This is a genomic window from Bacillus sp. CGMCC 1.16541 (genome assembly GCF_003184905.1).
Lineage (GTDB): Bacteria > Bacillota > Bacilli > Bacillales > Bacillaceae_H > Priestia.
In genome coordinates this window covers 23,036-48,682 of the sequence record NZ_KZ821209.1, presented here as the reverse complement: position 1 = coordinate 48,682, position 25,647 = coordinate 23,036, and the positions used below count along the sequence as shown (strand labels likewise).

Genomic DNA, 25,647 nt, shown 5'->3' with positions numbered 1-25,647 from the left:
CAAGCGAAAGAACAGTCGTACTCGAAATCACATGTTTTAACATTTATGATTCCTTCTGTAATCGGTATTCTATTATTTATGATTCCTATCTCTTATAAAGGAGAAGTAACAATACCGGTTGCGATACTTGCTAAGGGTGTACAAAATGTATTAGCAGATCAATTACCAATGATTATGACTATCATTGTTGCACTCACAGCTTTATTAACTATACTTGCATCAGCAATCAAACCTGCTTTTATTAAAAACAGCTCGTTTTTATCTTCTTTATTACTCGTTAGTCCTGTTTGGGTGATTGCACGTATTTTAGGAACAATTTTTATCATTATGGCTCTTTTAAAGGTTGGACCAGAAGCTATTTGGTCTGAAAATACGGGCGGACTTTTATTGTATGACCTAATTCCGGTTTTGTTTTCTGTCTTCTTATTTGCCGGACTTTTACTACCATTATTATTAAACTTTGGATTACTGGAATTATGCGGATCCTTATTTACAAAATTCATGCGACCTATTTTCACTTTACCAGGTCGTTCATCAATTGATTGTTTAGCTTCTTGGTTAGGAGACGGAACAATCGGTGTCCTTCTGACAAGTAAACAATACGAAGATGGTTATTACACCAAACGTGAGGCAGCTGTGATTGGGACAACATTCTCCGTTGTATCGATTACGTTCAGTATCGTTATTTTAAGTTATATGAAATTAGAAGCATATATTCTTCCTTACTATTTAACCATTTTATTAGCTGGGTTTGTCGCAGCGATTATTATGCCACGTATCCCGCCTTTATCACGAAAAGCTGATACGTATTTTGAACAAGCGGCTACCAATGTAGCAGACGAAACAATCCCACAAGGACACAGTGCTTTTTCTTGGGGATTTAATCAAGCGGTTTATCGTGCCAAAAACAATACTGGTGTTAAAGCGTTTTTTCAAGACGGCGTTAAAAACATTTTAGATATGTGGATGGGCGTTGTCCCAATTGTTATGGCAATCGGGACAATAGCACTCGTTATCGCTGAGTACACACCGTTCTTCTCATGGTTAGGTACTCCTTTTGTTCCAATTCTATCTCTGTTGCAAGTTCCAGAAGCTGCGGATGCAGCGCAAACGATGGTTGTAGGATTTGCGGATATGTTCTTACCTGCTGTCATTGGAAGTGGCATCGAAAGCGAGTTAACACGCTTTGTGATTGCGTGTGTGTCGGTTACTCAGTTAATTTACATGTCAGAGGTTGGGGGCTTATTGTTAGGCTCTAAAATCCCCGTGAAGTTTACAGATTTAGTCATTATCTTTATTGAGCGTACATTAATTACATTGCCAATCGTTGTTATTGTTGCACATTTTTTATTCTAAGCAGAAAAAGAAGCTGATCAACTCTCAGCTTTTTTTTATTTCCTTTGAAATAATATTGAAATATTCAGAATTATATTTATAATGACAAGTATAACTTTTTTTAGGGGGACATACAGATGAAAACATTAGAGAGAATCAGTTCCTTCGCAGGAAATACTTTTGCTTTATGGGTGATTTTATTTGGAACCATTAGTTTTTTAGTTCCAAGCGGCTTTACATGGATTGGTCCACATATTTCACTTTTACTTGGAATCATCATGTTTGGCATGGGACTAACCTTATCATTAGATGACTTTAAGTCAATTTTAAAAATACCAAAAGCAGTATTCATTGGAGTCGTAGCACAATTTACAATTATGCCTTTAGCAGCCTTTGGTTTGGCTACTTTGTTTCAATTACCACCGGAAATTGCTGTTGGTGTTATTCTCGTTGGTTGTTGTCCTGGAGGTACTGCTTCAAATGTAATGACGTATTTAGCAAAAGGAAACACCGCTTTATCTGTAGCCATTACATCTGTTTCAACCTTATTAGCACCCATCTTAACACCTGCACTTATTTTATTATTTGCTAGTCAATGGCTACCTGTATCTGCTAGTTCCTTAGTCGTGTCGATTTTAAAAATGATTGTCCTTCCAATTGTATTAGGCATCATTGTACAATCTCTATTTAATAAACAAGTTCAAAAGAGCATCAACGTATTACCACTTGTATCTGTTGTTGGTATTGTTGCCGTAGCTTCAGCTGTTGTGGCACTGAACGCAGAAAAAATTGCTGAAACCGGATTAACCATTTTTGCTATCGTTGTGTTGCATAATGTTATTGGACTACTTTTAGGTTATTTATTGGCCAAAATGCTTAAGTTAGATCACCGTGATCAAAAAGCAATATCAATTGAAGTTGGTATGCAAAACTCTGGATTAGGTGCTGCATTAGCCGTCGCTCACTTCTCTCCACTCGCTGCTGTCCCAAGCGCCATTTTTAGCGTATGGCATAACATTTCAGGACCTCTTATTGCGACATGGTGGGGAAAACGAAAAGAATCATTAGAAACAACTAACCATACAACTATTTCTAAATAAAAAAGACGCAAGGAAAGCTCTTATTTGCTCTCCTTGCGCCTTTTTATGTTGCGTTTACTTTTACCTCTTCACGCTTACGTCCCCAACTATAAGCTAAACCGAAGCTTAATAATAGAACAAGTGCGCCTAACATGTATGGAAATTCAACATTCACATCAAATAATACACCCGCTAAGGCTGGACCCGCAATGTTCCCAAGGCTCATGTACGCATTGTTCATACCAGCTACAAACCCTTGTTCATTCCCCGCCATTTTCGAAAGAAGTGTATTAACTGCCGGACGTAACAACGATGTCATAATAAAGAATAAAACTGTTGTCACAAATACACCGATATAGCTTCCAGCTAGGATCGCTAAAATAAATCCTAAAGAAGATCCTAAAAGGGTAACATATACAACCACTTTTTCTCCAAACTTATTAATCATTGCATTAACGGCAATCCCTTGAATAAACACACCGATTAAACTTGTCACCGTAATGACAATGGCAATATCTTTTGCTGTAAAGTTATGTTTAAGGTCTACATATAATCCAAAAATCGCTTCAAAGTTTGCTAAACCAAAGCTCATTGCAAATACAAGATACAATAACACTGCATATGGAGCTTTCGTTGAGCGTACAATTTGCTTTCCAATCGATTCTCTTTTTTTGTTAGATTGTCGAGCTGATAATTGCTGTTCTTTGCTTAAAGTCTCCGGAATAAACAAAATAGACATAACCGTTGAAAATGCAGCTACAGCTGAAGATACATAAAACGGCGCTCTCGTTCCGAATTCAGCTAGGAACCCTCCGATTCCAGGACCAATTACAAATCCTAACGACATGGCAGCACCTAGTAGCCCCATTCCTTTACCACGCTTTTCTTCTGTTGTAATATCCGCTACATACGCCATCATTGGTGGAATAATAAAGGCAGCAGATGCACCCCCAATTAAACGTGATACATATAGATGCCACATCTCCGTTCCAAATGCAAAAATGATTTGCGATAACGAAAAGCCAGCAATCCCTCCAATAATAATGAGGCGACGCCCATACTTATCAGAAAGCTCACCCGCTAATGGTGAAAACAAGAACTGTGTTAACCCAAAAGCAGCTACAAGTAACCCTAATGTTTGACCACTCGCTCCGAACTCTTCAATATAAGCAGGCATAATTGGAATAATCAGACCAATCCCTGTCATAACGATAAACATATTCACCATTAACAAAATGAGCGGTCCCGTTTTATTTTGTAGTTCTTTCATTTATAGTCCCCCTATCTATCTCTATCTTTTGACTAAATATTCCTCACGTTTTCATGCAAACATTAAAAGTGAGCAGCACAAATGTAGCCTAGACCACGATGACCTTATGCTACAGAAATGACATTATTTGATTATATCCTTCATTACTATAAGGGTTAGTAAGTTGTTTATGCAACAAAAAAATCTCGATACCCGAAACTTTTTTAGTATACGCCGTTGAACAAATTCATCACTTTTTTCATACGTTAAAGATAGAAATGAATGAGAAGTAGGAGGAATTGTTTTGACATTTACGTATACTGATTTTCTTGCACTGTTTGGTGTTGGTGGCGCTCACCCAGGTGGATTAACTTTAACAAAATGGTTATTAGAAGAACATCAACTCTCGAAAGAAGCCTCCATTTTAGATGTTGGCTGCGGAACAGGCCAAACATCTAGCTACATTGCAACTGAATATGAATGCAACGTAACGCCATGTGACCAAAACCCCGTTATGATTCAAAAAGCAAATGAACGCTTCGCAACCCTCTCTTTGCCTTTAGCCGCGTTAAATGAGAATGCAGAATGTTTGTCTTTCCATAATCATTCATTTGACTTTGTCTTATCTGAATCTGTTTCCATTTTCTCCAATCTCGATTGTTCATTAAAAGAATACGCACGTGTGCTAAAACCAGATGGTATACTTTTAGCCATTGAAATGGTAAGAGATGAGGCAATGAGCAAAGACGATTGTGAGCAACTAAAAGCTTTCTATGGATTTCCTCAATTGTTAACAGAAACAGAATGGGTTGAAAAACTGAAACAATCTGGTTTTAACGATATTGCTATATTAACTCCCCCTTCCATCGAAGTCGACGAACACGAAGTAGAAGACGGAACTGAATTTTATTTATCTAGTGACGTTCCAGATGAATTGTATGATATTTTAGATCAACATGAACACTACACCATGAAATTCGCTCACTTATTAGGTTATCGCATATTTTCTTGTAATGTAAAAGAAAACTAGATACTCGTCCATACACGTCCATCCCCTCGCTCATAGAGTAATAAGGTAAAGAAAAGGGGGAACACACAAATGGCAAACTATCATCAACTATGTAATCGCTACAGAGGACGGGTTGTTCGTATTACAGACCGTGGAGGACGCGTACACGTTGGACGTATCTCAAATGTTTCTAGCAGTCATGTTTATATTCAACCTTTAACACGCGGACGTGGACCAAGAGGATTCGGTTACTTTGGTTACCGGTACGGTTATGGATATGGGTATGGGCCAGCATATGGAGTTGGATTAGGATTCATTACAGGCGTCGCTTTATCTGCATTATTCTTTATTTAACTCCACTTCTTCACTAATCCTAATCACCTATATGTTCAAAAACAAAAGTCTCTCATTTAGAAAAAGAGGGACTTTTTACATTTATTTTTTACAATATTATACATAAAATACACATTTTTATATATAAATACTTATTTTTCACCCGATATAAAAACACATCTATCGACTCAAGGTTTTTGTACTATAATATAGAATATTCTTACTATTCTAATAAAATTTACCTCAATAAAAGGGTAAAGATGTGCGTACGAAATCAGGGGGTGCCACATACATATTTGCGCATATCTCATCAATTACTAATTTGAATGGAGTGTAAAAAGATAGATGAAAAATTTCAAAGTTCGTTCTGCATTAAGTACCGTCGCTTTTACCGTCGCTTTATCTACATTTGCAGTTGGAGGAGCATCGGCTACAACTAATCAACCTGTTGTACAGCCTTCTGTTGCTAAAATTCATGGTGATTTTAATTTAACATCATCACAAAACGTAAAGGTCATTGTTGAATTAACAGAAGAATCAATTGTTGAAGCGAAACAAAAAGGCAAAAAACAGTCAAAAAGCAACATTAAAAAAGCACGTGATGAAGTAAAAGGGAAGTTAGCTTCGTCATCTAAAACAGCAAAAGTAAAAAAAGAATACGATCATGTTTTCTCGGGATTCTCTGCTGAACTACCAGCCAATGAAATTAGTAAGCTAGCAGCACTTCCTGGTGTACGAGCTGTCTACCCTGATGTGGCTTATCGTACGACAGAAGTACAATCTAGAGAGTTAACACCAGAAGAATTTAGTCCACAAATGGATAAAAGTGCTCCTTTCATCGGTTCAGACCGAGCGTGGGAATCTGGTTATACAGGAAAAGGTGTAAAAGTCGCTGTCATTGATACAGGTGTTGATTATACACACCCTGACCTTGATCAAGCATTTGGTAGCTACAAAGGATGGGATTTTGTTGACAACGACAACGACCCGCAAGAAACACCTAAAGGAGACCCACGCGGTGCTGAAACGACTCACGGTACACACGTAGCTGGAACTGTTGCAGCAAACGGAAACATTAAAGGTGTTGCACCTGATGCGACTCTTCTTGCTTATCGTGTTCTAGGTCCTGGAGGAAGTGGTTCGACTGAAAATGTTGTAGCTGCCATTGACCGTGCTGTTGAAGATGACGCAGATGTCATGAACTTATCACTTGGAAACTCATTAAACAATCCAGATTGGGCAACAAGCTTAGCTCTTGATCGTGCAATGGCAGATGGTGTTGTCGCTGTCACATCAAACGGAAATAGCGGACCGAAAAACTGGACCGTCGGTTCTCCAGGTACATCTCGCGAAGCCATTTCAGTCGGAGCGACACAGCTTCCTTACGACGTGTATGAATCAACATTAAAAGTCGGTGATGTAAGCTATGCATCTGCATCAGTCATGGGCTTCACAAGTGCGGATGAATTGCTAGCGTTAAACGGCGAAGGCTTAGCATTCACATTTACAGGTCTAGGTAAGCCTGCAGATTTTAACGGCAAAGATGTAAAAGACAAAGTAGCTGTGATTCAACGTGGTGACATCCCGTTTGTTGAAAAAGTAGATAATGCAAAAAACGCTGGTGCAAAAGCGGTTGTCATTTTTAATAACGTAGATGACACAGCGAATCCAATTCCTGTTATTCCTGGAACATCCTTGCCAACGTTAAAACTTACAAAAGCAGAGGGTGACCAATTAGCTGCTGCTTTAAAAGCAGAGAACCTAACCGGAACAATCACATCGAAGTTCTCAAAAGAAGTGGGTGAAACTGTTGCAAACTTCTCATCTCGCGGTCCTGTTCTTGATACGTGGATGATTAAACCTGACGTATCTGCACCTGGTGTTGATATCGTAAGTACAGTTCCTACCTTTAATCCAGCAAACCCACATGGCTACGGTTCAAAGCAAGGAACAAGTATGGCATCTCCTCACGTAGCAGGTGCAGCAGCACTTGTGTTACAAGCGAATCCAAACTGGAGTGTAGAAGATGTAAAAGCAGCATTAATGAATACAGCTGATAAACTAGTGAACGAAAAGGGCAACGTATACCCACACAACACACAAGGTGCTGGTAGTATCCGTGTTGTTGAAGCCATCCAAGCTACAACACTTGTGACACCAGGAAGTCATTCATATGGCACGTTCTACAAAGATAAAGGAAAACAAAATGCAAAACAATCATTTGAAGTTAAAAATCTATCAAAAGAAACTAAAACCTATGAGGTCAATGTAGCGTTTACAGGCGAAAATGCAAATAAAGGCATTCGTGTAAAACCAACAAAGAATTTGAAAGTAAATGCGAACAAAAAAGGTAAGGTAAACTTAGACATTCAAGTTGAAGCAAGTCAATTACCTCCTGGTCATTATGAAGGTGTAATTACCCTTACAAACAAACAAGAGGTTATTGAAGTACCGACGATTTTATTTGTAAAAGAACCTGACTATCCTCGTGTTACATCATTTGGCGTCACTGATAATGAAGATGGCACATATGCATTTGATGTGTACTTACCGGGCGGTGCAGAAACATTAGAATTTGCAGTATACAATGAAACATTAAGCGCAGTAATCGGAACTGCTGGAACGTATACAAACGTAGGAAAAGAGTTTCAAACATTTACTTGGGATGGACAAGTGAATGGCAAGCCACTACAACCTGGCAAATACCGACTTGTTGCATTTGCTGATAAAGCAAATAAAACTGATTTTACTATAAGTGACGTAATTGAAATCAAATAATATAAGGATACGAACAAGCCGCCTATTATGAACAGGCGGCTTGTTCGTTACTCTGACAATATCTCTATACTCCCCACTCACATCGTTCTCCTTTCACTCTTTAAAGCCTTTGTTATATAATTGTATAAATAACGCTTTCATTTATCATCGAGACTTTAACTTTCTACAAAGGTGCGTGCTTAAAATGTCAACACAAATCATTTTATTCGATGGTGTTTGCAATTTATGTGAGCATAGCGTTCAATTCATTATCAAACATGATCGTCATGCTTTGTTTTCTTTTGCTTCTCTACAATCAGACATAGGTGAACAATTACTCGAAGAGCGCGGACTGTCTGCTCAACGCATTCAAAGTGTTGTCTATCTAACTGATAACCATGTCTATACTTCATCTACCGCTGCTTTAAAAATCGCTCGTCATTTAGACGGTGGCTGGAAATGGTTTTATTTTCTCATCATCATCCCTAAGCCAATTCGAGACTTTTTCTATCGCTTTATCGCGAAAAATCGGTACAAATGGTTCGGTAAAAAAGACTCTTGCATGTTACCAAACCCTCAAAACAAAAAAAGGTTTCTTAACTAAGATGGCGAATATATCTCCTTGACAGTGAATACGATGAACTTGGATGTCCATTTGAAGGGAGATATGTAATTTGTTAAAAAAATTAACCCTATGTATCATTACTTTCGTTTTATTGCTTTGTGTGGCTTCACCTTCTTTTGCTACAAATCAAAAAGTGAACTATGTTGCGTTAGGTGACTCTCTTGCTGAAGGTTTACTATTTGATAAGACGTTCGGTAAAAGCTATACCGAGCTTATTAGCGAGCATCTACTACAACAAAAAAAGCTGAACCATTTTTCAAAAGAATTTGCTGTTTCAGGTTATAAAACAAGTGATTTGCTAAAAGACTTACAAGAAAACAAAGTAAAAAATGATAGTTCTTTGCACGATACGATTAAACAAGCAAACTTACTCACCATACATATTGGTGCAAACGACTTTTTGTCAGAAATTAAATTAAATCCAGAAACACAAACCATTGAATTTGATCAAGCAAAAGCTCCTGTCATCATTGCACAAGTACAATCAAATCTTACTGCTATTTTAAAAGAAATTCGCAAATTGAATCCACAAGCTAACGTGATCGTTTTAGGTTATTACTATCCATTTGTTCACCTAGACGCACCTGACCAAGAAGTAATGGTTCGTACTGCATTAACGTTACTTAACGCCCACATTCAACAAGTATCAGTCGAAAATGGTGCACGATTTATTTCACTTGATCAAGTTTTCTCAGAAAACCCTAAACAATACTTACCAAACCCTACAAATCCACATCCTAACAATGAAGGATATGCTGTCATTGCCAAAGCAATTATTAGTCAATTAGAACAACCACCAACACAAACGTATAAAGATGTCTCACCTTCGCATTGGGCTTTTAAAGAAATTAGTATGCTAACGGAAACAGAAATTTTGACAGAAACAAAACCACATCTCTTTAGCCCAGAAACTGCTATTACTCGTGCAGATGCAGCGAAAGCATTACTAAAATCAGCTATGGTTGATCAAGCAGTACCAACAAACCCTAACTTCAAAGATATTCCTACTTCTCATGACGCTTATTATGCAATTGCAAAGCTAACAGAAGCAGGAATATTCAATAAAGCAGACTATTTCAATCCAGACAAACCGTTAACCCGTGCTCAAATGGCGAAAATTTTAACACGTATGTTTGACCTTCATACAACAGAAACTCATTTATTTAAAGATATCCCAACCGATTTTTGGGCAAAACCTTACATTGATATACTCGCTACATTAAAGATTACAACAGGTTATGACGATCAAACATATCGACCAAACAAATTTACAACACGTGCTCAATTTGCAGCTTTTCTCGTACGTACAATGGAAGCGAAAGTAAACGTTCGTTAAGCTGTTCAGCAAGTACACAAAGGGGACAGCACTACACTGCCCCCCTTTGTGTTGATTATCAATGAGTTACTTACCCATTGCTTTTTTATTTGTTGCATCGATTGCTTTTCCCATCATTTCTGCAAACAGATATTCCTTCATCACTTTTAAGCCTTCTGCCGTTGCTCCACCTGGAGTTGTCACTTGCTCACGTAATTCAGCTGGGTTTCCTTCCCGCTTTAACAGCAAGGATGAACCATATACCATCTGAATGACAAGTTGCTTCGCTACACTTTCATCGACTCCATATTGCTTCTCTTTACTGATTAATGCTTCAGTAAAAGAATAGAAAAAAGCAGGTGCACTCCCTGTAATCGCAGTTAAATGATGTACTACCTCTTCTGTGCATAGTTGTGATTGTCCAATACCATTTAAAATAGCTACTAATACTTCTTTATGCATATCCGTTACATGCTGTCCGATTGCGTAAAGAGACATCGATTCTCCAATCATCGCAGCTGTATTTGGCATAATCCAAGCAACAGGTGTTCCTTTAGGAAGTCGCTCTTCCATATAAGAGGGTCCAATTCCAGCAGCAACCGTTACAACGAGCTGCCCTGTCACATGATGAGATAACTCTGTTAAAAGCTCACCATGTGCTTGCGGCGGCATAGCGAGTACAACCACATCGACGTTTTTCACTTCATCACGCCAATTTTTCGCCACAACAATTCCATACTTATCCGAAACTTCCGCTAATCGTTGCACATTTCCATTGTTCGTCACAATGATTGAGTCTTTATTTGCCGGAACTAACCCAGCAATAATAGCTTGAGCCATGCGCCCCGCACCAATAAATAATAAACGTGGCTTCTTCGTCATTTCATTCAATTCCATTTATAGGTCCAAAACTCTTCTTTTTCTAAAAGACGAGTCATGAACGGATTACCTTCAATTCGAGTTAGATCAATTGTTCCTAACATCCCCTCTGTTTGAGAGCGATGCGCTTTTAAAGCTGCAATTTTCGTTTCGCGTACTTCACGAATATCAATCACGACATCTGGCTCACCAATATACTCAATACGATCATTGGAAAAAGCATGACAAAGTACAACTGGACGTTTATCTTCTGGCATACGTTCCACAGCTCGCAACGTTGCAGCTCCCGTTGCATTATGATCAGGGTGTACAGCAAACCCAGGATAATGAGTGATAATATATGTTGGTTGTACCTCATCAATAATTGCACCAATTTGGTCTGCAAACTCTTCAATATCAAGAAACTCTAACGTTTTGTCTCTCAATCCTAACATTCGCAAGTCTTGAATATTGAGCACTTCACATACATCTTGTAATTCTTGTTTACGAATTTGAGGTAATGTTTCTCGATTAGCAAATAACGGGCGACCCATATTACGCCCCATCTCTCCTAATGTTCCACAAGCATATGTTACCTTTGTGCCTTTTTGACGCGCTAATGCAATGGTTCCCGCTGCACCGAACGCTTCATCATCGGGATGCGGAAATACGATTAATACATGTCCTTCCATTTTAAAATCTCCTTCCAATTATGCGAATGGTGTTTCACTAATTTGTAGTGCAACTGCTAAACGCCCCTCAAAGTCATGCCCTGCTAATAATAGCTGACCTTGGTCATTGATTTCCCAATCTGTTAAGCCTTCTGCATATACCCAGCCTATTGGCATTTCAAGGCCTACACGATATGGACTATCTCCTGTAATTTTACCTTGTTTAATATGTACTTTTGCATTACGTATAAAAGCACCTACTGTCATGACTTTCTCGTTAAAATGAGACGCATATGCACCATTTGTCGTTTCTAAATGCACATAGACTTCTTTATTAAAAAAGTTTGTTAAATGTTGTTGAACTGATTTTTTTTCAATCGGTTGCAAAGGTCTTACCCCTTTCCACTTTAATGCTAACTATTGTACAAGAAATTACAAAGGAAGCATAATATTTAGTTCTAAACGTCGCAATTCTTCGACCCACTTTTGACGCTCATAGAAAAACTGTAGCTCTTCCCACTTTATATTATCTAGCAAATCAATACTCGTTTCAATCTCAACAAGCTGTTTACTCAAATAAGCGAGTTCTTCTCCTTCTACGAGCTTCTTTTTATAGCGTTTAAAAGTTGTATCTAATTCATGCAGTTCTTCATAAAGGTTCTTAATAGATCCATACTGTTGAATAAGCGGTAATGCTGCTTTTTCACCAACCCCTGGAACACCAGGAATATTATCACTTTTATCACCTAGTAATGCTTTTACATCAATCCATTGTGAAGGTGAAATATCGTACTCACGCTTAAAGTCATCCATTGTATAGACAACTTCTCCCTTTCGTTTCATCGCAATAATTTGTGACACGTGAGGAGTTAATAACTGTAACAGATCACGATCATTACTATAAATCAAACAATCTTGCTCCTGCTCTTTGCTCCATCTGGCCGAAAATACACCAATAATATCATCCGCTTCATAAAAGTTGACTGACATTTGAGGAATCCCGACTTTATCAAAAACCTCTTTTAATGTTTCATATTGCTGAATAAGGGGCTCTGGCAACTCACCTCTTGTCCCCTTATAATCTGCATAAAGACCTTTTCGCTTCGTTTCGTCTCGCTTTACATCCCAAGCAACAACAACGTGTGTCACTTCGTACTGCTTTGTTAACTGAAGAATCTTCTGCAACGTGACTTTTAACGCATTTACGTATAACCCTTGACTATTTCGTGATAAATCGGCTTCTTCTCGACCATATGATGTGGCAAAATAACATCTACTTAATAAGTTAAATCCATCTATTAATAATAATGTTTCTTTCAACTTGTCAAACTCCTTCTTTAGTTATTGATTCAAAACATGTCCTATTTAAAACACGACACGAGAAGGGGGAAATCATCCTACTTAGTACAACATAGAATGATGAACTCCTTTTCATATCGTTTGTAAACTTATTATAAACATGTTAAATTCTTGTTAGCACTTTTCTATTTCTGTTTCCGAATAGCTGATAATACTATAAAATAAACATATTATAAACGATAAACATTATAAATAAAAAACAAAGACTATAAACCAGTGTAGGTGTTAAAGTGAAAAAACGAACCATATGTGTGATTATTAAGACTTTAGCCATTGCTCTTTTCTCTATCCTTCTGTTCGTTATACTAAAGGGCAACAGTATGTCTGATAAAGTCATTATCGCTAGTTGCGCTGTCGCTTTTCTGTTATTTGTATTAAGTGACTTTTTCTTCGAGACAAAACCATTGCTATTAAAAGGGCTTCAATTGTATATGTCCGTCATGCTATTTATCATTGGTATTTTCGAAATGCATCATATTGTCAGCTCAATTTGTGCTCTTTCCATCATTCTTCTTCCTCGTTTCATTAACCAATTAAAGTAAAAAGCTGTGCCAAAGTAAGAGAAACGACTCCATTTGGCACAGCTCACTTTACAAAGTATGAATAGATCGCAACACTTATTTTTATTTCCCTACTTCATACACTTTTAAATTATGATAAATAATATTCAACAATGGTGTATGTATGTGATGTTGTTTAGCAACTTGAACTAAATACCCCTGTAAATGATCTCCCTCAATAGAAAAACCTTTTTCCATATCGCGCTGCATAGATGACTTCATTTTATACGTCATTTTTTCTACTGTATTCATATGTTTTTCCACAATGTCCTCCGCGAGCGGCGCACCGATAACACGCATAACTTCTACCACTTCATTAAACACTTGTTCAATCATTTCTTTACCATGGCCTGTTTCCCGAATTGGACCGATGGGCGCTCTCATCAACGTCGTCACACCAGATAAAACGGTAATGAACAAATATTTATGCCACATATCTCTAGAGATAAATGTACTTAAACGAAAAGAAGCCTTCGTTCCTTGGAATACGTCGTTCAGTTTCTGAATTCGGTTTGTTTTTTCATTAGAAAACTCTCCAAATACCAATTCGTGAATCGGACTCGTTTGAATAACTTCTCCTGCTTCATTTAATGTCGTTTCAATGAAGCATAAACCACCAATCACACGTTCTTCTCCAAAGTACTCCTGCAATACTTTTACATGATTAATACCATTTAAAAGCGGTACAATGAGTGTATTTTCGCCCACAAAAGGTTCAACATCTTTCATCGATTCCTTTAAATGATAAGCTTTCGTAGAAAATAGCACAACGTCAAAGGGCTCCACTCGATCTTGGGCTGTAATCGTGTTTGGTTGAAACGTTACATCACCATGAATACTTTTAATGACAAGCCCACCTTCAGCGAGCTGCTTTTGCCTTTTCTTTCGAACTAAAAATGTAACATCTTCCCCTTTTTCAAGTAAACGACCACCAAAATAACCCCCAACAGCTCCAGCGCCTAATACTAAAATACGCACACCTTTCCCCCCTAACAATTTCTTTCACTTTATTTTATCATATTCGTCGTTTATCTTACCGATAATTGCTTATCAAAGTGAAACCTATGAAAGAACTTGCTATAATACATATGTTGATAGAAAAAATGAGTGATGGTATCATAAATCGTAATTATTATTATTTTTAAAATTGAACGGAGTGTACATATGAAAAAAACAGAAGTCTATATTTTATCAGGGTTTTTAGGTAGCGGAAAAACAACGTTACTCAAAAATATCTTACAACAAGAACGTGACGAGAATCGAAAAATCGCTGTTATTATGAATGAATTGGGACAAGTATCCATTGATTCAAATGTGGTGGAAGAGGACACACCCTTAAAAGAATTATTGAACGGCTGCGTATGCTGTACAATTCAAGGTCAGTTTGAGACTCATCTCCACTCACTTCTACAAGAGCATGAATTAGATGCTATCTATGTTGAAACAACTGGTGTAGCTCACCCTATCGAAGTATTAGATGCATGCATGTCGCCACTTTTTGCACATGAAATTATTGTAAAAGCCATTGTGACACTTATTGATGCAAAAAGGTGGAAGGACCGTCATTCATTAAATCTTCAATTACAAAAACTTTTACAAGAACAAGTTCGTCATGCTGATATTATTTTGTTAAATAAGACAGACGAATTATCTGAAAGCGAAAAGGCATCTCTATTGTTTGAAGTTCAATCGATTAATAGTGATGCAACGAGTTTATTAACGAGTCACGCAAATGTAAACATCGATTTATTAAGAACTGCTCAATTAAAAAAGAAAGAAGCTCACGAACAAACACATGTTGATCATCACTTACATTTAAAAACGTTTGTTCACGAATTCAAAACACCTATTGATGTCGATGCGTTTGAAAATTGGCTTCGAAATATGCCGGATACCATCTACCGCATTAAAGGCTACATGCGCTTTACTCACTCTCAAGAAACTTATCTCTTTCAATATTCATACGGCATGCCACTTTATATGAAAGAATTAATGAAATTCCCGAATGTCCTTGTGTTTATTGGGGAAAACCTAAATCACACTGAAATGAAAGAACAACTTCAACAGTTAGAGAGCCAATCTAACTAATGAGTAAATTAGACTGGTCGATAAAAAGGTGATACCAAATTGGCACCACCTTTTTATCGACCATTTTGCACTCTTCTTAAAATTTCATGAGCGTGTTGGCCAGCTATATGACTTAATGTTTCCCATTTTTCATCTCGTTTTAAATCTAATTCAATAATTTGTTTAGCTAACTCGATGATTTGCTGTTGTTCACTTTTAGATAAACCCACGTTCATTCTTCCCTTCCACTCATCATTTTCTTTTACTATATCAAATTATCATTCAGTTTCACGTTTTATGTAAGGAGTTCTAACAATAATATTCTTATTACTCACATCATTATGTTAGAATATGTAACATATATAATCTTTTTTTCATTACAATCGTTTATACTAAGTGAAACAGATGATTTCTCTCAAGGAGTGAGGAAGAATGACGACTAATGAATCTTCATATCGTGATAAGAAAGTCATGTCCATTGGAATTGTGAAAGAGTTAACTGGATTATCAGAAAGACAAATTCGTTACTATGAAAAACGACAGCTCCTTTTTCCTGATCGAACAAACACTGGTATCCGCAAATATTCATTCTCTGATGTAGAACGGTTAATGGATATTGCTGACCAAATAGAAGAAGGTGTGCAAACACACGAAATTCGTTCAGAGTTAGCCAAACGCGACGAACTTCAAAAAACAAAGGATATTCGAAATAAAATGTTAAAAGGTCAATTAAACGCCCACTTTCAAAAAAAATATTAATGACATTCAGTTAAACCCTTCAAACCTTCTATATATGTAGAACAAAATCATGTAACATAGAAGAAGTAAAGAAGGTGAATGCGTAATGAACGTCATTTTAGACTATAAGTGGCTCTTTTTTATCGGAAGCGAACTATTCTTTTTCTTTTGTACTGCAGGATTTTTATTATTACGTTATTGGTTTCAACTTCATCAGCTAAGCATAATACCTGTCATTCTTTTCTTTCTAGGAGAAGCTTGTTTAGTGGCATTAGGAATCTATGATTATATTGCAACAGGCTCTTTTAATGTGTTTCAACTCATTATTTTACTCTTCGTCATATACGCTGTTACAGCTGGCAAACAAGAGTTACTAAAGTTAGATGAGCGCATAAAGCGAGAAGTTGCTAAGAGGAAAAATCAAAAAAGCCCTCTCGAGTAACGAGAAGGCTTCTGTCTTACATGCCAACGGAACGGCTTTTACGTAATCGTGGTTGATGAGATACCATGAAGCGCGTCTTAGATAAAGCAAATACAATTGAACCACCCCAAATAAACAGAAACGCAATCATATGTATCTTTGTAAAGTGCTCATGAAAAACAAAGACTCCTAAAAAGAGTGTAATCGTCGGTGCAATATATTGTAAGAATCCAACCATTGATAACGGAATTAACTTCGCACCTTTTGCAAAGTATAAAAGCGGCATTGCTGTAGCCACACCTCCGCCAATTAACAGCAGTGTATCTACGATTGATACTGTACCAAAACTGGATGTCCCTTTCCCCATTAACACGAGGAAGTAAATCAACGCAATAGGTGTCACCATCATCGTTTCAAATGTTAATCCAATCTTTGCATCCATATTCATTAACTTTTTAGCTAGTCCGTAAATTCCAAAACTTAACGCTAATAAAAGAGAAACCCACGGAAACTGTCCATACTGCAACGTTAAAAATAAAACACCCATACCGGCTAACGCAACAGACACTCCTTGCCAAAAATTCAACTTTTCTTTTAACACAACAATACCAAGCAAAATACTAACAAGCGGATTAATGTAATAACCTAAACTTGCTTCAATTAGATGATTGTTATTTACCGCCCAAATATAAATAAACCAATTAAGACTAATTAACACAGACGCAGCGAATAAAGCCATTGCTTGCTTTGGCTTTTTAACTAGTTCTTTAAATGTTTCCTTAAAATCATGAAGTTGACGACTTGTATATAGCAGCAGCAGCATAAACACAAATGACCAAATCACGCGGTGGGCCAAAATTTCATCTGCAGGTACTTGATCTAACAGCTTCCAATATAGAGGAAAGACTCCCCACATAACATAGGCACTTGCTGTATAGATGATTCCTGTTTGTTGCCCTTGATGCATCGGCTCCTGTTTCATATACCGGACCTCTTTTCTCTCTATCTCTTTTAACCATCTCTCATTATATGACGACCATTCTTGGTTTTACAATCATTTTATTTCAGAAACCGAAATTTTTTCGTAAAACTTATTTTACTCGAACAGATTGTAAGCGGCCGTGAAAACTCTCCATAGGATCATCACTTTAAAAAAACGTTCTCGACAAACAATCTTCACCAACAGAACATCCTATCATACAAAAAACACCTTAAATGTCAGAGTAGGTATCTAACATTTAAGGTGCATTTCACTAACATCACAAACAAAAAGAACGATAATGTTCGGTCATTTAATTTCCATTTGACCTTAACGGATAGAAGCGATTTTGAAACGAATCACTTAACGCTTGTTCACATGTTTCATGATAAGAAATAAGCACACAAGTTGCAGGTCCTGCTGATTGGTGAAGAGGAAGTGAAGAGGAATACACTTGTTTCTCTCTTTCATTTAGATCATGTAGTACATTTAATTCATGCTGAATTCCTTTTGACCCAATCGGTAAAATTTCATATACACCTTCATAATGTAGCAACTCATTAAATTGCTGTAACGAAATTATGTCGTGCTGCCGCAAGATTACATCTTGTCCTACTAGAGGATAACCAATTACCGCCAACTTTGCTTCCATCGGTGTTTGACCAATTCGTTTGGTTGCTTTTTTTACGGTTCCTACGACTGTAAAACTAGCAGCTGATTGGACAAGGTGAAAGTTTGTTTCACTACTTCCAATCAATTGAATCGAACCAAGATGAAGCTCCTCCCGAATTTGATGCAATGCCGTTTCATATTGCACCCATGCGTTTGAGTCATTAAAATTTGCAACGACTACACAGATTGGCACTCCTCCCACACTTAACACTTCCATCATCGCTACTCGCAAACTATAATAAGCAACCATTTCATATGTGACTTGAATCGTATCTGTTTCTTTCTCCCCAATTGCTCCTATATTATCTACAGCAAATACGAGTTCATCATTATCACTTAAAGGCGCAAAGAGCACATCACGCTTGCTCATCATTTTTCTTAGGAGACGAACGGAACACTTTTGCACTGCGAATATATTCTACATCACTTACTTGGGCACGCGCATTGGCTACACGAGCTGCCGCAAACAGATAATCAGAGAGTCGATTTAAGTACTGAAGCACCGCTTCATTAATTTTATGTTGTTGTGATACTGTCACTACTAACCTCTCTGCTCTTCTTGTAATTGTACGACATATATGCAGCGTCGTTGCAGCGGGTGTACCTCCTGGTAAAATAAAGCGCTCAATCGGAGGAGCTTCTTGCATATATTCATCAATACGAGCTTCTAATACTTTAATCATCTCATCATTGACTTTATAAGGATGATCTTCACGCGCAAATGCTAAGTCACTGCCACAATCAAACAACTCATGCTGAATGGTCACAAGTTCTTGTTTCATATCTTGACACAACTTGTCATCTAGTTGATAAATAGCTTGACCGACAAAACTGTTTAATTCGTCAATCGTCCCATATGCTTCAACACGACTATCATCTTTATGTACACGTCCTCCAATTAAGCTTGTTTTCCCTTTATCACCTGTTTTAGTGTAAATGTTCATTCTTTTTCCCCTTTCAATCGATTTAATAGACCATACCAAATATGATCCACTACATTGGCTTGTTGAACGATATATTGATATACATACCCACAAGCATCTCGCCAAGCTCGATCTTGTGCGTTTATTGGTACAATCCCTTTCCCAATTTCTGTACCAATCACAATGACTTGAGACTTAGAGACTTCCCATTGTTGCCAATCGGTTACCATTTGTTGAAATGTTCGACAAACTTCCTCAATCGTCATCCCTACTTCTATACATTCCTTAATATATTGCTCAATTCCTTCTATCACGATCACGTTACCTTCAGAATATGTCGGTAGCGCATCTCCTTCATAAGCCGAGAACCAACTGGCATCACAATAATGCGCTCTCACCCATTTTCTTTTTCCGTTAAACGCACCTCCGAATACGAAATGCATGAGCGTCTCTCCTTTGCTGTTTGTTCAGTATGAAAAAATGTACATCCTTCCCCAAATCGAAACGACCAGTCCCAAAAATGAGGGCGTGCTTGCACAAATGTTGAAGCTAACAAACGAAGTGGACCTCCATGTGTTACAATCACAGCATGCTTGTACTCTTTTTCTATTAATAAATCAACGATTTCATCCCAAGCTACCCAAATTCTCCTTGAAAACTCGTAAAACGATTCTCCTTCCCATGGAGAAACAGTAAATGGATCATCCAACCAATTTCGATAGTGGACAATGTCTTTTAACTCTTCATACGTTTTAAGTTCCCAATGACCAAAGTTCATCTCACGCCAATGAAAGGATAAAATGGAAGATGTTCCGGGAAATAATAAATTGGCTGTTTCTACACATCTTGTTAAATCACTACTAACGATGAAATCAGGCGGATTAATGATCAACTTTGATTTTTTTAACTTATCAATTCCATCGATACAAAGTGATACGTCACTCCATCCTACATATCGTTTTTCTTTATTCGCATTCGTTAACCCATGACGAATACATGTAATAGCCAAAGAGTGAGCCATAAAAATGTCTCTCCCCCTTCAATTGATGATCCAATTATATCTCCTGTTATTCCTCCAAAATGCGTGCGTAAAAAGTGAATAAACCAAAAAACAAACATGCTAAACGCAACGAAAACAAACTTATTTTCAACCATGACGAGTAAGAGTGCAAGCAATAATAGGCTCATACATACATAAAAGAAAATGGTATGCTTCGTCACACCACGTTGAAAGTAAGCTGCCAATCCTGTTTCTTTCACCGGCTTTTCCGTCATTAACAACCAACCAGCTAGGAAGCGAGGTAACGCAAAGATAGCCATCATATCCCACAGTGTAACGTCAAAATAAACAAGCAGTTCATGAATGCTCATCCACCGTAAACTGAGTAAACCGATGAATGATAAGATGGCAAAAGAACCGACATGAGGATCACTTAATATGGCTACCTTTTTTTCTTTTGACTGTCTAGAAAAATACGCATCACTCACATCCATATAACCATCCATATGAAGACCACCCGTCAACACAATAGGAAATAAAACTACAAGCAATGCAATTACACTCGTGCTAATGGTCACTTCATCTCGCATATTTACTAAATGAAATAGTAAAAAACCAAGTATCCCACCTAACAAAGGAAGATAAAAAACAGAATGCGCCGTTCGACGTTCTGTCCATTGTACCGTTTTCGCAGCAGGTACAATTGTAAAAAACTGAATTGCCATTCTTAACGAAATAAGTACCTCTCTCATTAAAAAAGACCCTCTCCCTTTTTATAACAAGTTATTCCCGCTTCTACTGATAAAGCAATTTCCGATTGTGCTACAATGTGTTGATGAAGCCCACCTAATAGTTTCATATATACATATGTTGCTCCATTCACCACTCCTGCCTCAAACAAGTCATTCGACACAACGACTAATTTAGCAACACGTTTATTTAATTGAACAATAGTATCTAGCATATTCTCAACAAGTTCACCTTGCTCTTGCTCATTGTCCCAATTCATATGTTCAACAAACAATTCATTCGCTAACCAATTTGTTAAACAGTCAAGTAATACCACGTCATCTACTTGAAACTCACCTAACAAACTTCCTATTTCTGTCGATTGTTCGTATGTCATCCATTGAACTTGAGCTTCGTCTCGATCACATTGATGACGGTTCACTCGTTCTTTCATCTCACCATCTGTTATACGACTTGTCGCAAGATAAATACATCGATTAGGAGGTATTTCCCCTTCAATCACAAACTGCTCAGCCACTCTTGATTTGCCACTTCTTACACCTCCGCTAATAAAAATTAGCACTTGACCGGCAGTCCTTTCTTTATGACTTCTATGAGTCTTTCATTCTCCAATCGAGTTTTAATTGCCAATCTAATATATCGTCCATCAAGTCCGTTAAAATTTTCAGTGTGTCGCGCAATAATTCCTTCCGACGCTAAATATCGCAACCATTCCCTTCCTGTCCAATCATTAGGAACTTCACACAAATAATAATTGGTAGCAGACGGTGAATAGGTCAAGTTTAATTGGTCTAACTGATTAAACACCCACTCTCTCTCACGCGAAACCATTACAATTGTGTCTTCTACAAAAACCTTTTGATTTAGACAAGCTATCCCTACTTTTTGAGCAACGCCATTCACACTCCAATGCGGTTGCTTTTCTTTTAATTGAGTAATCATCCTCTTTGACGCGAGAACATACCCTAAACGAATACCAGCAATGCTATACATCTTGGTCATTGAACGAACGATAATGATTGGGTATTGTTCCATCAATGAGACAAACGAAACGGCTTGATTAACAAAATCAATAAATGCTTCGTCGATGACAACGACCGTGTTATGCTCTTTTGCCTTCTCTAGTACCTGTTCCCACTCTGAGTGTTCGTACATAACCCCGGTTGGATTATTAGGGTGACAAATCCATAGTAAATCAACGCTTTCAACCAAAGATAGTACGTTGTCTAGATTCCACTGCCAATGGCGAGATTCATCTAGCTGAACACTTATCACTTCACACTCATAAGCTCGTGACGCTTGCTCGTATTCAACAAATGTTGGCTCAATGATTCCTACTTTTTTTCGAGCGAACGAAGAAGCAATTAAAAAGAAAGCTTCTGCTGCACCATTTGTAACAAGCACTTCTTGTGAAGATACATTTGAGTGACACGCTACTTTCTCAGTTAACTCCGTGACATCAGGATCTGGATACATAAATGCATCACATTTCAGCTCATTCCATAATTGCTCCAAAGAAGCAGGTACACCTAACGGATTCGTATTCACACTAAAGTCTAGTAAATTTGTTTGTTTCGTTGTATGTAATGCTTGTAATAGCTTGTCAGGGTTAGCCCCATGTGTTGGTAAATACAATCAATATCCCCCCTATCACTAAAAATAACAGTGTATAAGCTAAAACCGTTCTTCTCATCATGCGGACAGTCTCGTCAATATCTGCAATTGTTAATGTTCGGAACGGATCGCCCATTTTAGCTCGATTTGACACCACGCCTTTATATGTATTACGGCCGCCTAATTGAACACCTAATAACGCAGCAATGACACTTTCACCAAAGCCACTGTTCGGACTAGGATGTTTTCGAGCATCACGCTTTACAATTCGCCACACATGAGCAAAAGAATAATCACTATACTTGAGATTCGCTAAAACCATGACAATTGCTGTCAATCGACTCGGAATATAATTTAGCAAGTCATCGGTTTTCGCGCTAAAATAACCAAACTGTGCATACTTTTCATTTTTGTAGCCCACCATTGAATCACACGTATTGATTGCTCGATAAAACAACGCTAACGGAGAACCCCCAATAAATGCATAAAACAACGGAGCGGTCACACCATCACTTGTATTCTCGGCTACTGTTTCAACCGTTGCCCTTACAACTTCGCTTTCTGACAGTTGATCTGTATCTCTCCCCACTATCATGCTCACTTCATAACGAGCTGCTTCTATCTCTTTCCTTTTCAGTGGATGTTCTACTTTGGCAGCTGCTTGAGCTAACGAAGTAGACGCAACTGTTGTCGAAATGATGATGGCTTCTACAATGATCCCTAGCGCAAGATGAAGCTGATAACAACCATACACAAGCAAACTTACAAAGATAAGTGCCCACACTCCCATTGAGAGTACAATAATAAGCCCTTTTTCTTTTTTAAACTTTCCTTTATTTAAATGTTTATCTAATAGTGCGATCCACGATCCAAACCACCGAACAGGATGAGGCCAATGTTCGGGGTCTCCGATGAGTGAATCAAGTATGAGGGCCAAAACAACTGCAATAAGGTGGACAGCGATAAATGTTGCCATTGCTATCACCTTTTTATCCTTTCATGTAATGCATCTCTTAAGCTTACTTTCACTAACTTAGCAATTCCTTGACCTAAAGCTGTCATTGAGCCTGCATATTCGTGTCGTGTTCCTTTTTGATTAGCAGCTACACAAATACTGTCTGTTGATGTTCCTGTTGCCACACTATTTGTATGAGAATCTCGTATATTTAAAGCAGCTAAAGTTTTTGTTTTTGCTTCAGTGGCAGCAATAAACACTTGTAAAAAAGCTGCTTCACTTAGATATCCGTCTATAAAGAAAAACATATTAATTGTTCCTGGACTCATAGGAAATGGCGTTAACCCATCTGATGTAATATCAACAGCATTCCCTACCCCTGCTGTTATAATCGATGAGATGATTAAATCATCAGATTGATAGGTATAAACGACACACTCCTTCAAGTAAACAGCAGTCATTAACCCCACTACATTCTCATGTGGCAATTTATGCTGCTTAAGGTATTGTCGATACTCAGTAATAGGATCATCAAAGCAATAATCTTTATGAACAAATCGATTGTAAAACGTATCTGTTCGCCCAACTCCTGCGTCAAGTATTCCTGAATGGTAGAAAGTAAATCGTTGACTCGTTTCCATCCTCAACAAATGATCTTGTTCAATAAATGTCAGATTTAAAAAAGGACCTATTCCTTTTTTAATCGTTACCGGAATATGGCCCTTCATCTCCTTATTTGTACACCTCCGGATAAACAGCTTTAGCTAACTCTTGTAAACCTTCTACTAAACGAGGACCTGAGCGCGTTACTGTATCTGAGTTAACGTCAACAACTGCTTTTTCTTTCACTGCCGTTACATCTTTCCACGCTGGTCGATTCATGACTTGCTCAGTTGCATTTTCTGTGTAATAACCATAGGTCGTGATAATGACATCCGGATTTAGTTGCACTGCTTTTTCTTCAGAAACCTTCACCCAACCTTCTTCACTATCTGCGATGTTTTGTGCGCCAATAATGGAAAGCATTTCATCCATGAATGTCCCTTTGCCTGTTGTATAAATATCAGGTGCTGGTGACACTTCAACCCACACAGATTTCTGGTTTTCTTTTGCAATTGTTTGGCCTTTTTGTGAAATCGCTTTTACTTCACTTTCCATCGTTTGAATTAATTCATTTGCTTCTTCAACTTGTCCTGTTAACGTACCAATATCAGTAATAGTTTCATAGACACTTTCAAAATTCGTTGCATCTTTTACAACAAATAGTGGAATACCCGCACTTTCAATTTGTTGAAAGGCTTCTGGTGAGGTTCCCATGCTCGATGCATGAGCTAACACTAAATCTGGATTTAACGAAATAATTTTTTCTGCATTAAAGTTCATGTCACCAACTTTTTCTTTCTTAGTTGCTTCTTCTGGATAATTATCAAAGTTCGTAACACCAGCAATTTCTTCATCTAATCCTAATTCGAATAAAATTTCTGTATTGCTTGGCATTAATGAAACAATTTGTTTTGGCTCTTTTTCAAGTGTAACTTCCTCATCTCTTGCATCTGTTAGCGTTAGTGGGAAATCACCTTTTGTTGCTTCTTGTTCTGTTTTTGTCTCTTCGTTACTTTGTTGCTTTTGCTCCGTGTCACCACAAGCAGCAAGAGAAACGATTGCTAACGCAGCAACGAAAGAAAGTAGCCATTTTTTCATCTTTTTTCCCCCTTCATATTTTCGTAATGAAGTGGCCATTCCACACGCATTAAAAAGAGGCTGCCTATATGAAAACAAGCATCTTTCTCTTATCAACATCTCGCGTACAAAAAAAGGCCTGAAGCATGCGATGTTCATAAGTGATAAGCTTGATACAAATAGACAACCTCTATTCACTCGTAAGTCGTTTTTTTATTATGTAAAATCAATCCATACTTGTAACTTAACAGATAGATTGTAGGACGACTTTTCGCTATATGCTTCACCTCTCCGCGAAGGTGGAACAACCAACAATAAGGCAGGTCTCCTGACTTACGCTTAAAAACAATCAAACTATTCCCTTCCCATCCTTACGACAGTGGCTTGTATAGTTGATCTCACGCTTTACAGTGGCGGGACCGCGTTGGACTTTCACCAAACTTCCCTTTTCACCCAATCATACTCGTTGGGACCTTATTGCATTACTATGTAATTATAATTGCTATAAGTATACATGACGGATAGCAATAAATCTATACTACTTTTTTAAAGAAAAAGATTTCACGTCAGACGTTCTAACAAAATACTTTTCGACTCGTTGCATTCGTAGTACATTATTAACATCATATGTACCTTAGTTAGCATATGATACAACTAGGGGTGAATGAGTGGGGCTTGGCATGATGCCAAGCTTTTTT

Annotated in this window: 29 protein-coding genes and 1 riboswitch; of the genes, 11 read left to right on the top strand and 18 right to left on the bottom strand. The window is 37.7% G+C overall.

Annotated features, from left to right (window positions below):
* The first annotated feature begins 45 nt into the window (after positions 1 to 45).
* Together DIS06_RS03715 and DIS06_RS03710 are read left to right on the top strand one after the other, a co-directional pair.
* The gene (locus DIS06_RS03715; protein ID WP_481746839.1) at positions 46 to 1,356 is read left to right on the top strand and encodes a YjiH family protein; all 1,311 of its coding nucleotides are present in this window, start codon (positions 46 to 48) and stop codon (positions 1,354 to 1,356) included.
* A 116-nt stretch (positions 1,357 to 1,472) separates the two neighbouring features.
* Positions 1,473 to 2,435, top strand: a complete 963-nt coding sequence (locus DIS06_RS03710) for a bile acid:sodium symporter family protein (protein ID WP_110111923.1) — start codon at positions 1,473 to 1,475, stop codon at positions 2,433 to 2,435.
* 43 nt (positions 2,436 to 2,478) lie between these two features.
* Here the strand turns inward: DIS06_RS03710 and DIS06_RS03705 are convergent, their stop codons facing one another.
* Entirely contained in the window at positions 2,479 to 3,684 is a 1,206-nt protein-coding gene (locus tag DIS06_RS03705) for an MFS transporter (RefSeq protein WP_110111922.1), read from the bottom strand.
* 283 nt (positions 3,685 to 3,967) lie between these two features.
* Here DIS06_RS03705 and DIS06_RS03700 point away from each other — a divergent pair, with 283 nt between their 5' ends.
* From DIS06_RS03700 to DIS06_RS03680, 5 genes are all read left to right on the top strand, one after another.
* Positions 3,968 to 4,693: a class I SAM-dependent methyltransferase gene (locus tag DIS06_RS03700; RefSeq protein ID WP_162595865.1), complete on the top strand. Its 726-nt coding sequence runs from the start codon at positions 3,968 to 3,970 to the stop codon at positions 4,691 to 4,693.
* A 69-nt stretch (positions 4,694 to 4,762) separates the two neighbouring features.
* Positions 4,763 to 5,026, top strand: coding sequence for a hypothetical protein (locus DIS06_RS03695; RefSeq protein ID WP_110111920.1), 264 nt, complete (start codon positions 4,763 to 4,765; stop codon positions 5,024 to 5,026).
* Between the two features lie 324 nt (positions 5,027 to 5,350).
* Positions 5,351 to 7,783, top strand: a complete 2,433-nt coding sequence (locus DIS06_RS03690; protein WP_110111919.1) for a S8 family peptidase — start codon at positions 5,351 to 5,353, stop codon at positions 7,781 to 7,783.
* Between the two features lie 184 nt (positions 7,784 to 7,967).
* A complete protein-coding gene (locus DIS06_RS03685; RefSeq protein ID WP_110111918.1) occupies positions 7,968 to 8,366 on the top strand; it encodes a thiol-disulfide oxidoreductase DCC family protein in 399 nt (132 codons plus the stop codon).
* A 70-nt stretch (positions 8,367 to 8,436) separates the two neighbouring features.
* Positions 8,437 to 9,723, top strand: coding sequence for an S-layer homology domain-containing protein (locus DIS06_RS03680; RefSeq protein ID WP_110111917.1), 1,287 nt, complete (start codon positions 8,437 to 8,439; stop codon positions 9,721 to 9,723).
* Between the two features lie 66 nt (positions 9,724 to 9,789).
* Here DIS06_RS03680 and proC read toward each other — a convergent pair whose 3' ends face one another.
* From proC to DIS06_RS03660, 4 genes are read right to left on the bottom strand one after another with little or no spacing between them, the layout of a single operon-like run.
* The gene (gene proC, locus DIS06_RS03675; protein WP_110111950.1) at positions 9,790 to 10,584 is read right to left on the bottom strand and encodes a pyrroline-5-carboxylate reductase; all 795 of its coding nucleotides are present in this window, start codon (positions 10,582 to 10,584) and stop codon (positions 9,790 to 9,792) included.
* Between the two features lie 5 nt (positions 10,585 to 10,589).
* Positions 10,590 to 11,252: a bacillithiol biosynthesis deacetylase BshB2 gene (gene bshB2 / locus DIS06_RS03670; RefSeq protein WP_110111916.1), complete on the bottom strand. Its 663-nt coding sequence runs from the start codon at positions 11,250 to 11,252 to the stop codon at positions 10,590 to 10,592.
* Between the two features lie 18 nt (positions 11,253 to 11,270).
* Positions 11,271 to 11,618, bottom strand: a complete 348-nt coding sequence (locus DIS06_RS03665; protein WP_110111915.1) for a YojF family protein — start codon at positions 11,616 to 11,618, stop codon at positions 11,271 to 11,273.
* A 45-nt stretch (positions 11,619 to 11,663) separates the two neighbouring features.
* A complete protein-coding gene (locus DIS06_RS03660; RefSeq protein ID WP_110111914.1) occupies positions 11,664 to 12,551 on the bottom strand; it encodes a 5'-3' exonuclease in 888 nt (295 codons plus the stop codon).
* Between the two features lie 359 nt (positions 12,552 to 12,910).
* Between DIS06_RS03660 and DIS06_RS03655 the strand changes: the two genes are divergently transcribed.
* Positions 12,911 to 13,132: a hypothetical protein gene (locus DIS06_RS03655; protein WP_239421837.1), complete on the top strand. Its 222-nt coding sequence runs from the start codon at positions 12,911 to 12,913 to the stop codon at positions 13,130 to 13,132.
* Between the two features lie 81 nt (positions 13,133 to 13,213).
* On the opposite strand, the gene panE is transcribed toward DIS06_RS03655, so the two are convergent.
* Positions 13,214 to 14,128 carry a 2-dehydropantoate 2-reductase gene (panE, locus tag DIS06_RS03650; RefSeq protein ID WP_110111912.1) on the bottom strand — a complete coding sequence of 305 codons (915 nt, stop codon included), beginning with the start codon at positions 14,126 to 14,128 and terminating at the stop codon, positions 13,214 to 13,216.
* 186 nt (positions 14,129 to 14,314) lie between these two features.
* Here panE and DIS06_RS03645 point away from each other — a divergent pair, with 186 nt between their 5' ends.
* The gene (locus DIS06_RS03645) at positions 14,315 to 15,238 is read left to right on the top strand and encodes a CobW family GTP-binding protein (RefSeq protein ID WP_110111911.1); all 924 of its coding nucleotides are present in this window, start codon (positions 14,315 to 14,317) and stop codon (positions 15,236 to 15,238) included.
* A gap of 53 nt (positions 15,239 to 15,291) precedes the next feature.
* Here the strand turns inward: DIS06_RS03645 and DIS06_RS20310 are convergent, their stop codons facing one another.
* Positions 15,292 to 15,447 carry a hypothetical protein gene (locus DIS06_RS20310; protein WP_204166744.1) on the bottom strand — a complete coding sequence of 52 codons (156 nt, stop codon included), beginning with the start codon at positions 15,445 to 15,447 and terminating at the stop codon, positions 15,292 to 15,294.
* 202 nt (positions 15,448 to 15,649) lie between these two features.
* On the opposite strand from DIS06_RS20310, the gene DIS06_RS03640 reads away from it, so the two are divergent.
* Both DIS06_RS03640 and DIS06_RS03635 read left to right on the top strand, forming a co-directional pair.
* Positions 15,650 to 15,976 carry a MerR family transcriptional regulator gene (locus tag DIS06_RS03640; RefSeq protein ID WP_110111910.1) on the top strand — a complete coding sequence of 109 codons (327 nt, stop codon included), beginning with the start codon at positions 15,650 to 15,652 and terminating at the stop codon, positions 15,974 to 15,976.
* Between the two features lie 85 nt (positions 15,977 to 16,061).
* The gene (locus DIS06_RS03635) at positions 16,062 to 16,397 is read left to right on the top strand and encodes a hypothetical protein (protein WP_110111909.1); all 336 of its coding nucleotides are present in this window, start codon (positions 16,062 to 16,064) and stop codon (positions 16,395 to 16,397) included.
* A gap of 16 nt (positions 16,398 to 16,413) precedes the next feature.
* Here the strand turns inward: DIS06_RS03635 and rarD are convergent, their stop codons facing one another.
* The 11 genes from rarD to DIS06_RS03580 all read right to left on the bottom strand — a co-directional run bounded on the left by rarD (position 16,414) and on the right by DIS06_RS03580 (position 24,970).
* Positions 16,414 to 17,343, bottom strand: coding sequence for an EamA family transporter RarD (gene rarD / locus DIS06_RS03630; RefSeq protein ID WP_110111949.1), 930 nt, complete (start codon positions 17,341 to 17,343; stop codon positions 16,414 to 16,416).
* Between the two features lie 325 nt (positions 17,344 to 17,668).
* The gene (locus tag DIS06_RS03625) at positions 17,669 to 18,397 is read right to left on the bottom strand and encodes an ATPase (RefSeq protein ID WP_110111908.1); all 729 of its coding nucleotides are present in this window, start codon (positions 18,395 to 18,397) and stop codon (positions 17,669 to 17,671) included.
* On the bottom strand, positions 18,384 to 18,971 hold the full coding sequence (locus DIS06_RS03620) for a cob(I)yrinic acid a,c-diamide adenosyltransferase (protein ID WP_110111907.1): 588 nt from the start codon (positions 18,969 to 18,971) through the stop codon (positions 18,384 to 18,386). The genes DIS06_RS03625 and DIS06_RS03620 overlap by 14 nt, the downstream gene beginning before the upstream one ends.
* Positions 18,968 to 19,393, bottom strand: a complete 426-nt coding sequence (locus DIS06_RS03615; protein ID WP_110111948.1) for a bifunctional adenosylcobinamide kinase/adenosylcobinamide-phosphate guanylyltransferase — start codon at positions 19,391 to 19,393, stop codon at positions 18,968 to 18,970. Before DIS06_RS03615 ends, DIS06_RS03620 begins: the two co-directional genes overlap by 4 nt.
* Positions 19,345 to 19,971, bottom strand: a complete 627-nt coding sequence (locus DIS06_RS03610; RefSeq protein WP_110111906.1) for a histidine phosphatase family protein — start codon at positions 19,969 to 19,971, stop codon at positions 19,345 to 19,347. Before DIS06_RS03610 ends, DIS06_RS03615 begins: the two co-directional genes overlap by 49 nt.
* Entirely contained in the window at positions 19,929 to 20,702 is a 774-nt protein-coding gene (locus DIS06_RS03605) for an adenosylcobinamide-GDP ribazoletransferase (protein ID WP_110111905.1), read from the bottom strand. Before DIS06_RS03605 ends, DIS06_RS03610 begins: the two co-directional genes overlap by 43 nt.
* On the bottom strand, positions 20,702 to 21,262 hold the full coding sequence (locus DIS06_RS03600; RefSeq protein ID WP_110111904.1) for a bifunctional adenosylcobinamide kinase/adenosylcobinamide-phosphate guanylyltransferase: 561 nt from the start codon (positions 21,260 to 21,262) through the stop codon (positions 20,702 to 20,704). Before DIS06_RS03600 ends, DIS06_RS03605 begins: the two co-directional genes overlap by 1 nt.
* Positions 21,256 to 22,335 carry a threonine-phosphate decarboxylase CobD gene (gene cobD / locus DIS06_RS03595; protein ID WP_110111903.1) on the bottom strand — a complete coding sequence of 360 codons (1,080 nt, stop codon included), beginning with the start codon at positions 22,333 to 22,335 and terminating at the stop codon, positions 21,256 to 21,258. Before cobD ends, DIS06_RS03600 begins: the two co-directional genes overlap by 7 nt.
* Positions 22,310 to 23,296 carry an adenosylcobinamide-phosphate synthase CbiB gene (gene cbiB / locus DIS06_RS03590; protein ID WP_481746838.1) on the bottom strand — a complete coding sequence of 329 codons (987 nt, stop codon included), beginning with the start codon at positions 23,294 to 23,296 and terminating at the stop codon, positions 22,310 to 22,312. Before cbiB ends, cobD begins: the two co-directional genes overlap by 26 nt.
* Positions 23,296 to 23,997: an adenosylcobinamide amidohydrolase gene (locus DIS06_RS03585; protein WP_239421835.1), complete on the bottom strand. Its 702-nt coding sequence runs from the start codon at positions 23,995 to 23,997 to the stop codon at positions 23,296 to 23,298. The genes cbiB and DIS06_RS03585 overlap by 1 nt, the downstream gene beginning before the upstream one ends.
* A 4-nt stretch (positions 23,998 to 24,001) precedes the next feature.
* Positions 24,002 to 24,970 (bottom strand): helical backbone metal receptor, encoded by a 969-nt coding sequence (locus DIS06_RS03580; RefSeq protein WP_110111901.1) that lies wholly within the window; start codon positions 24,968 to 24,970, stop codon positions 24,002 to 24,004.
* A 280-nt stretch (positions 24,971 to 25,250) separates the two neighbouring features.
* Positions 25,251 to 25,441, bottom strand: a riboswitch (cobalamin riboswitch).
* Between the last annotated feature and the right edge of the window lie 206 nt (positions 25,442 to 25,647).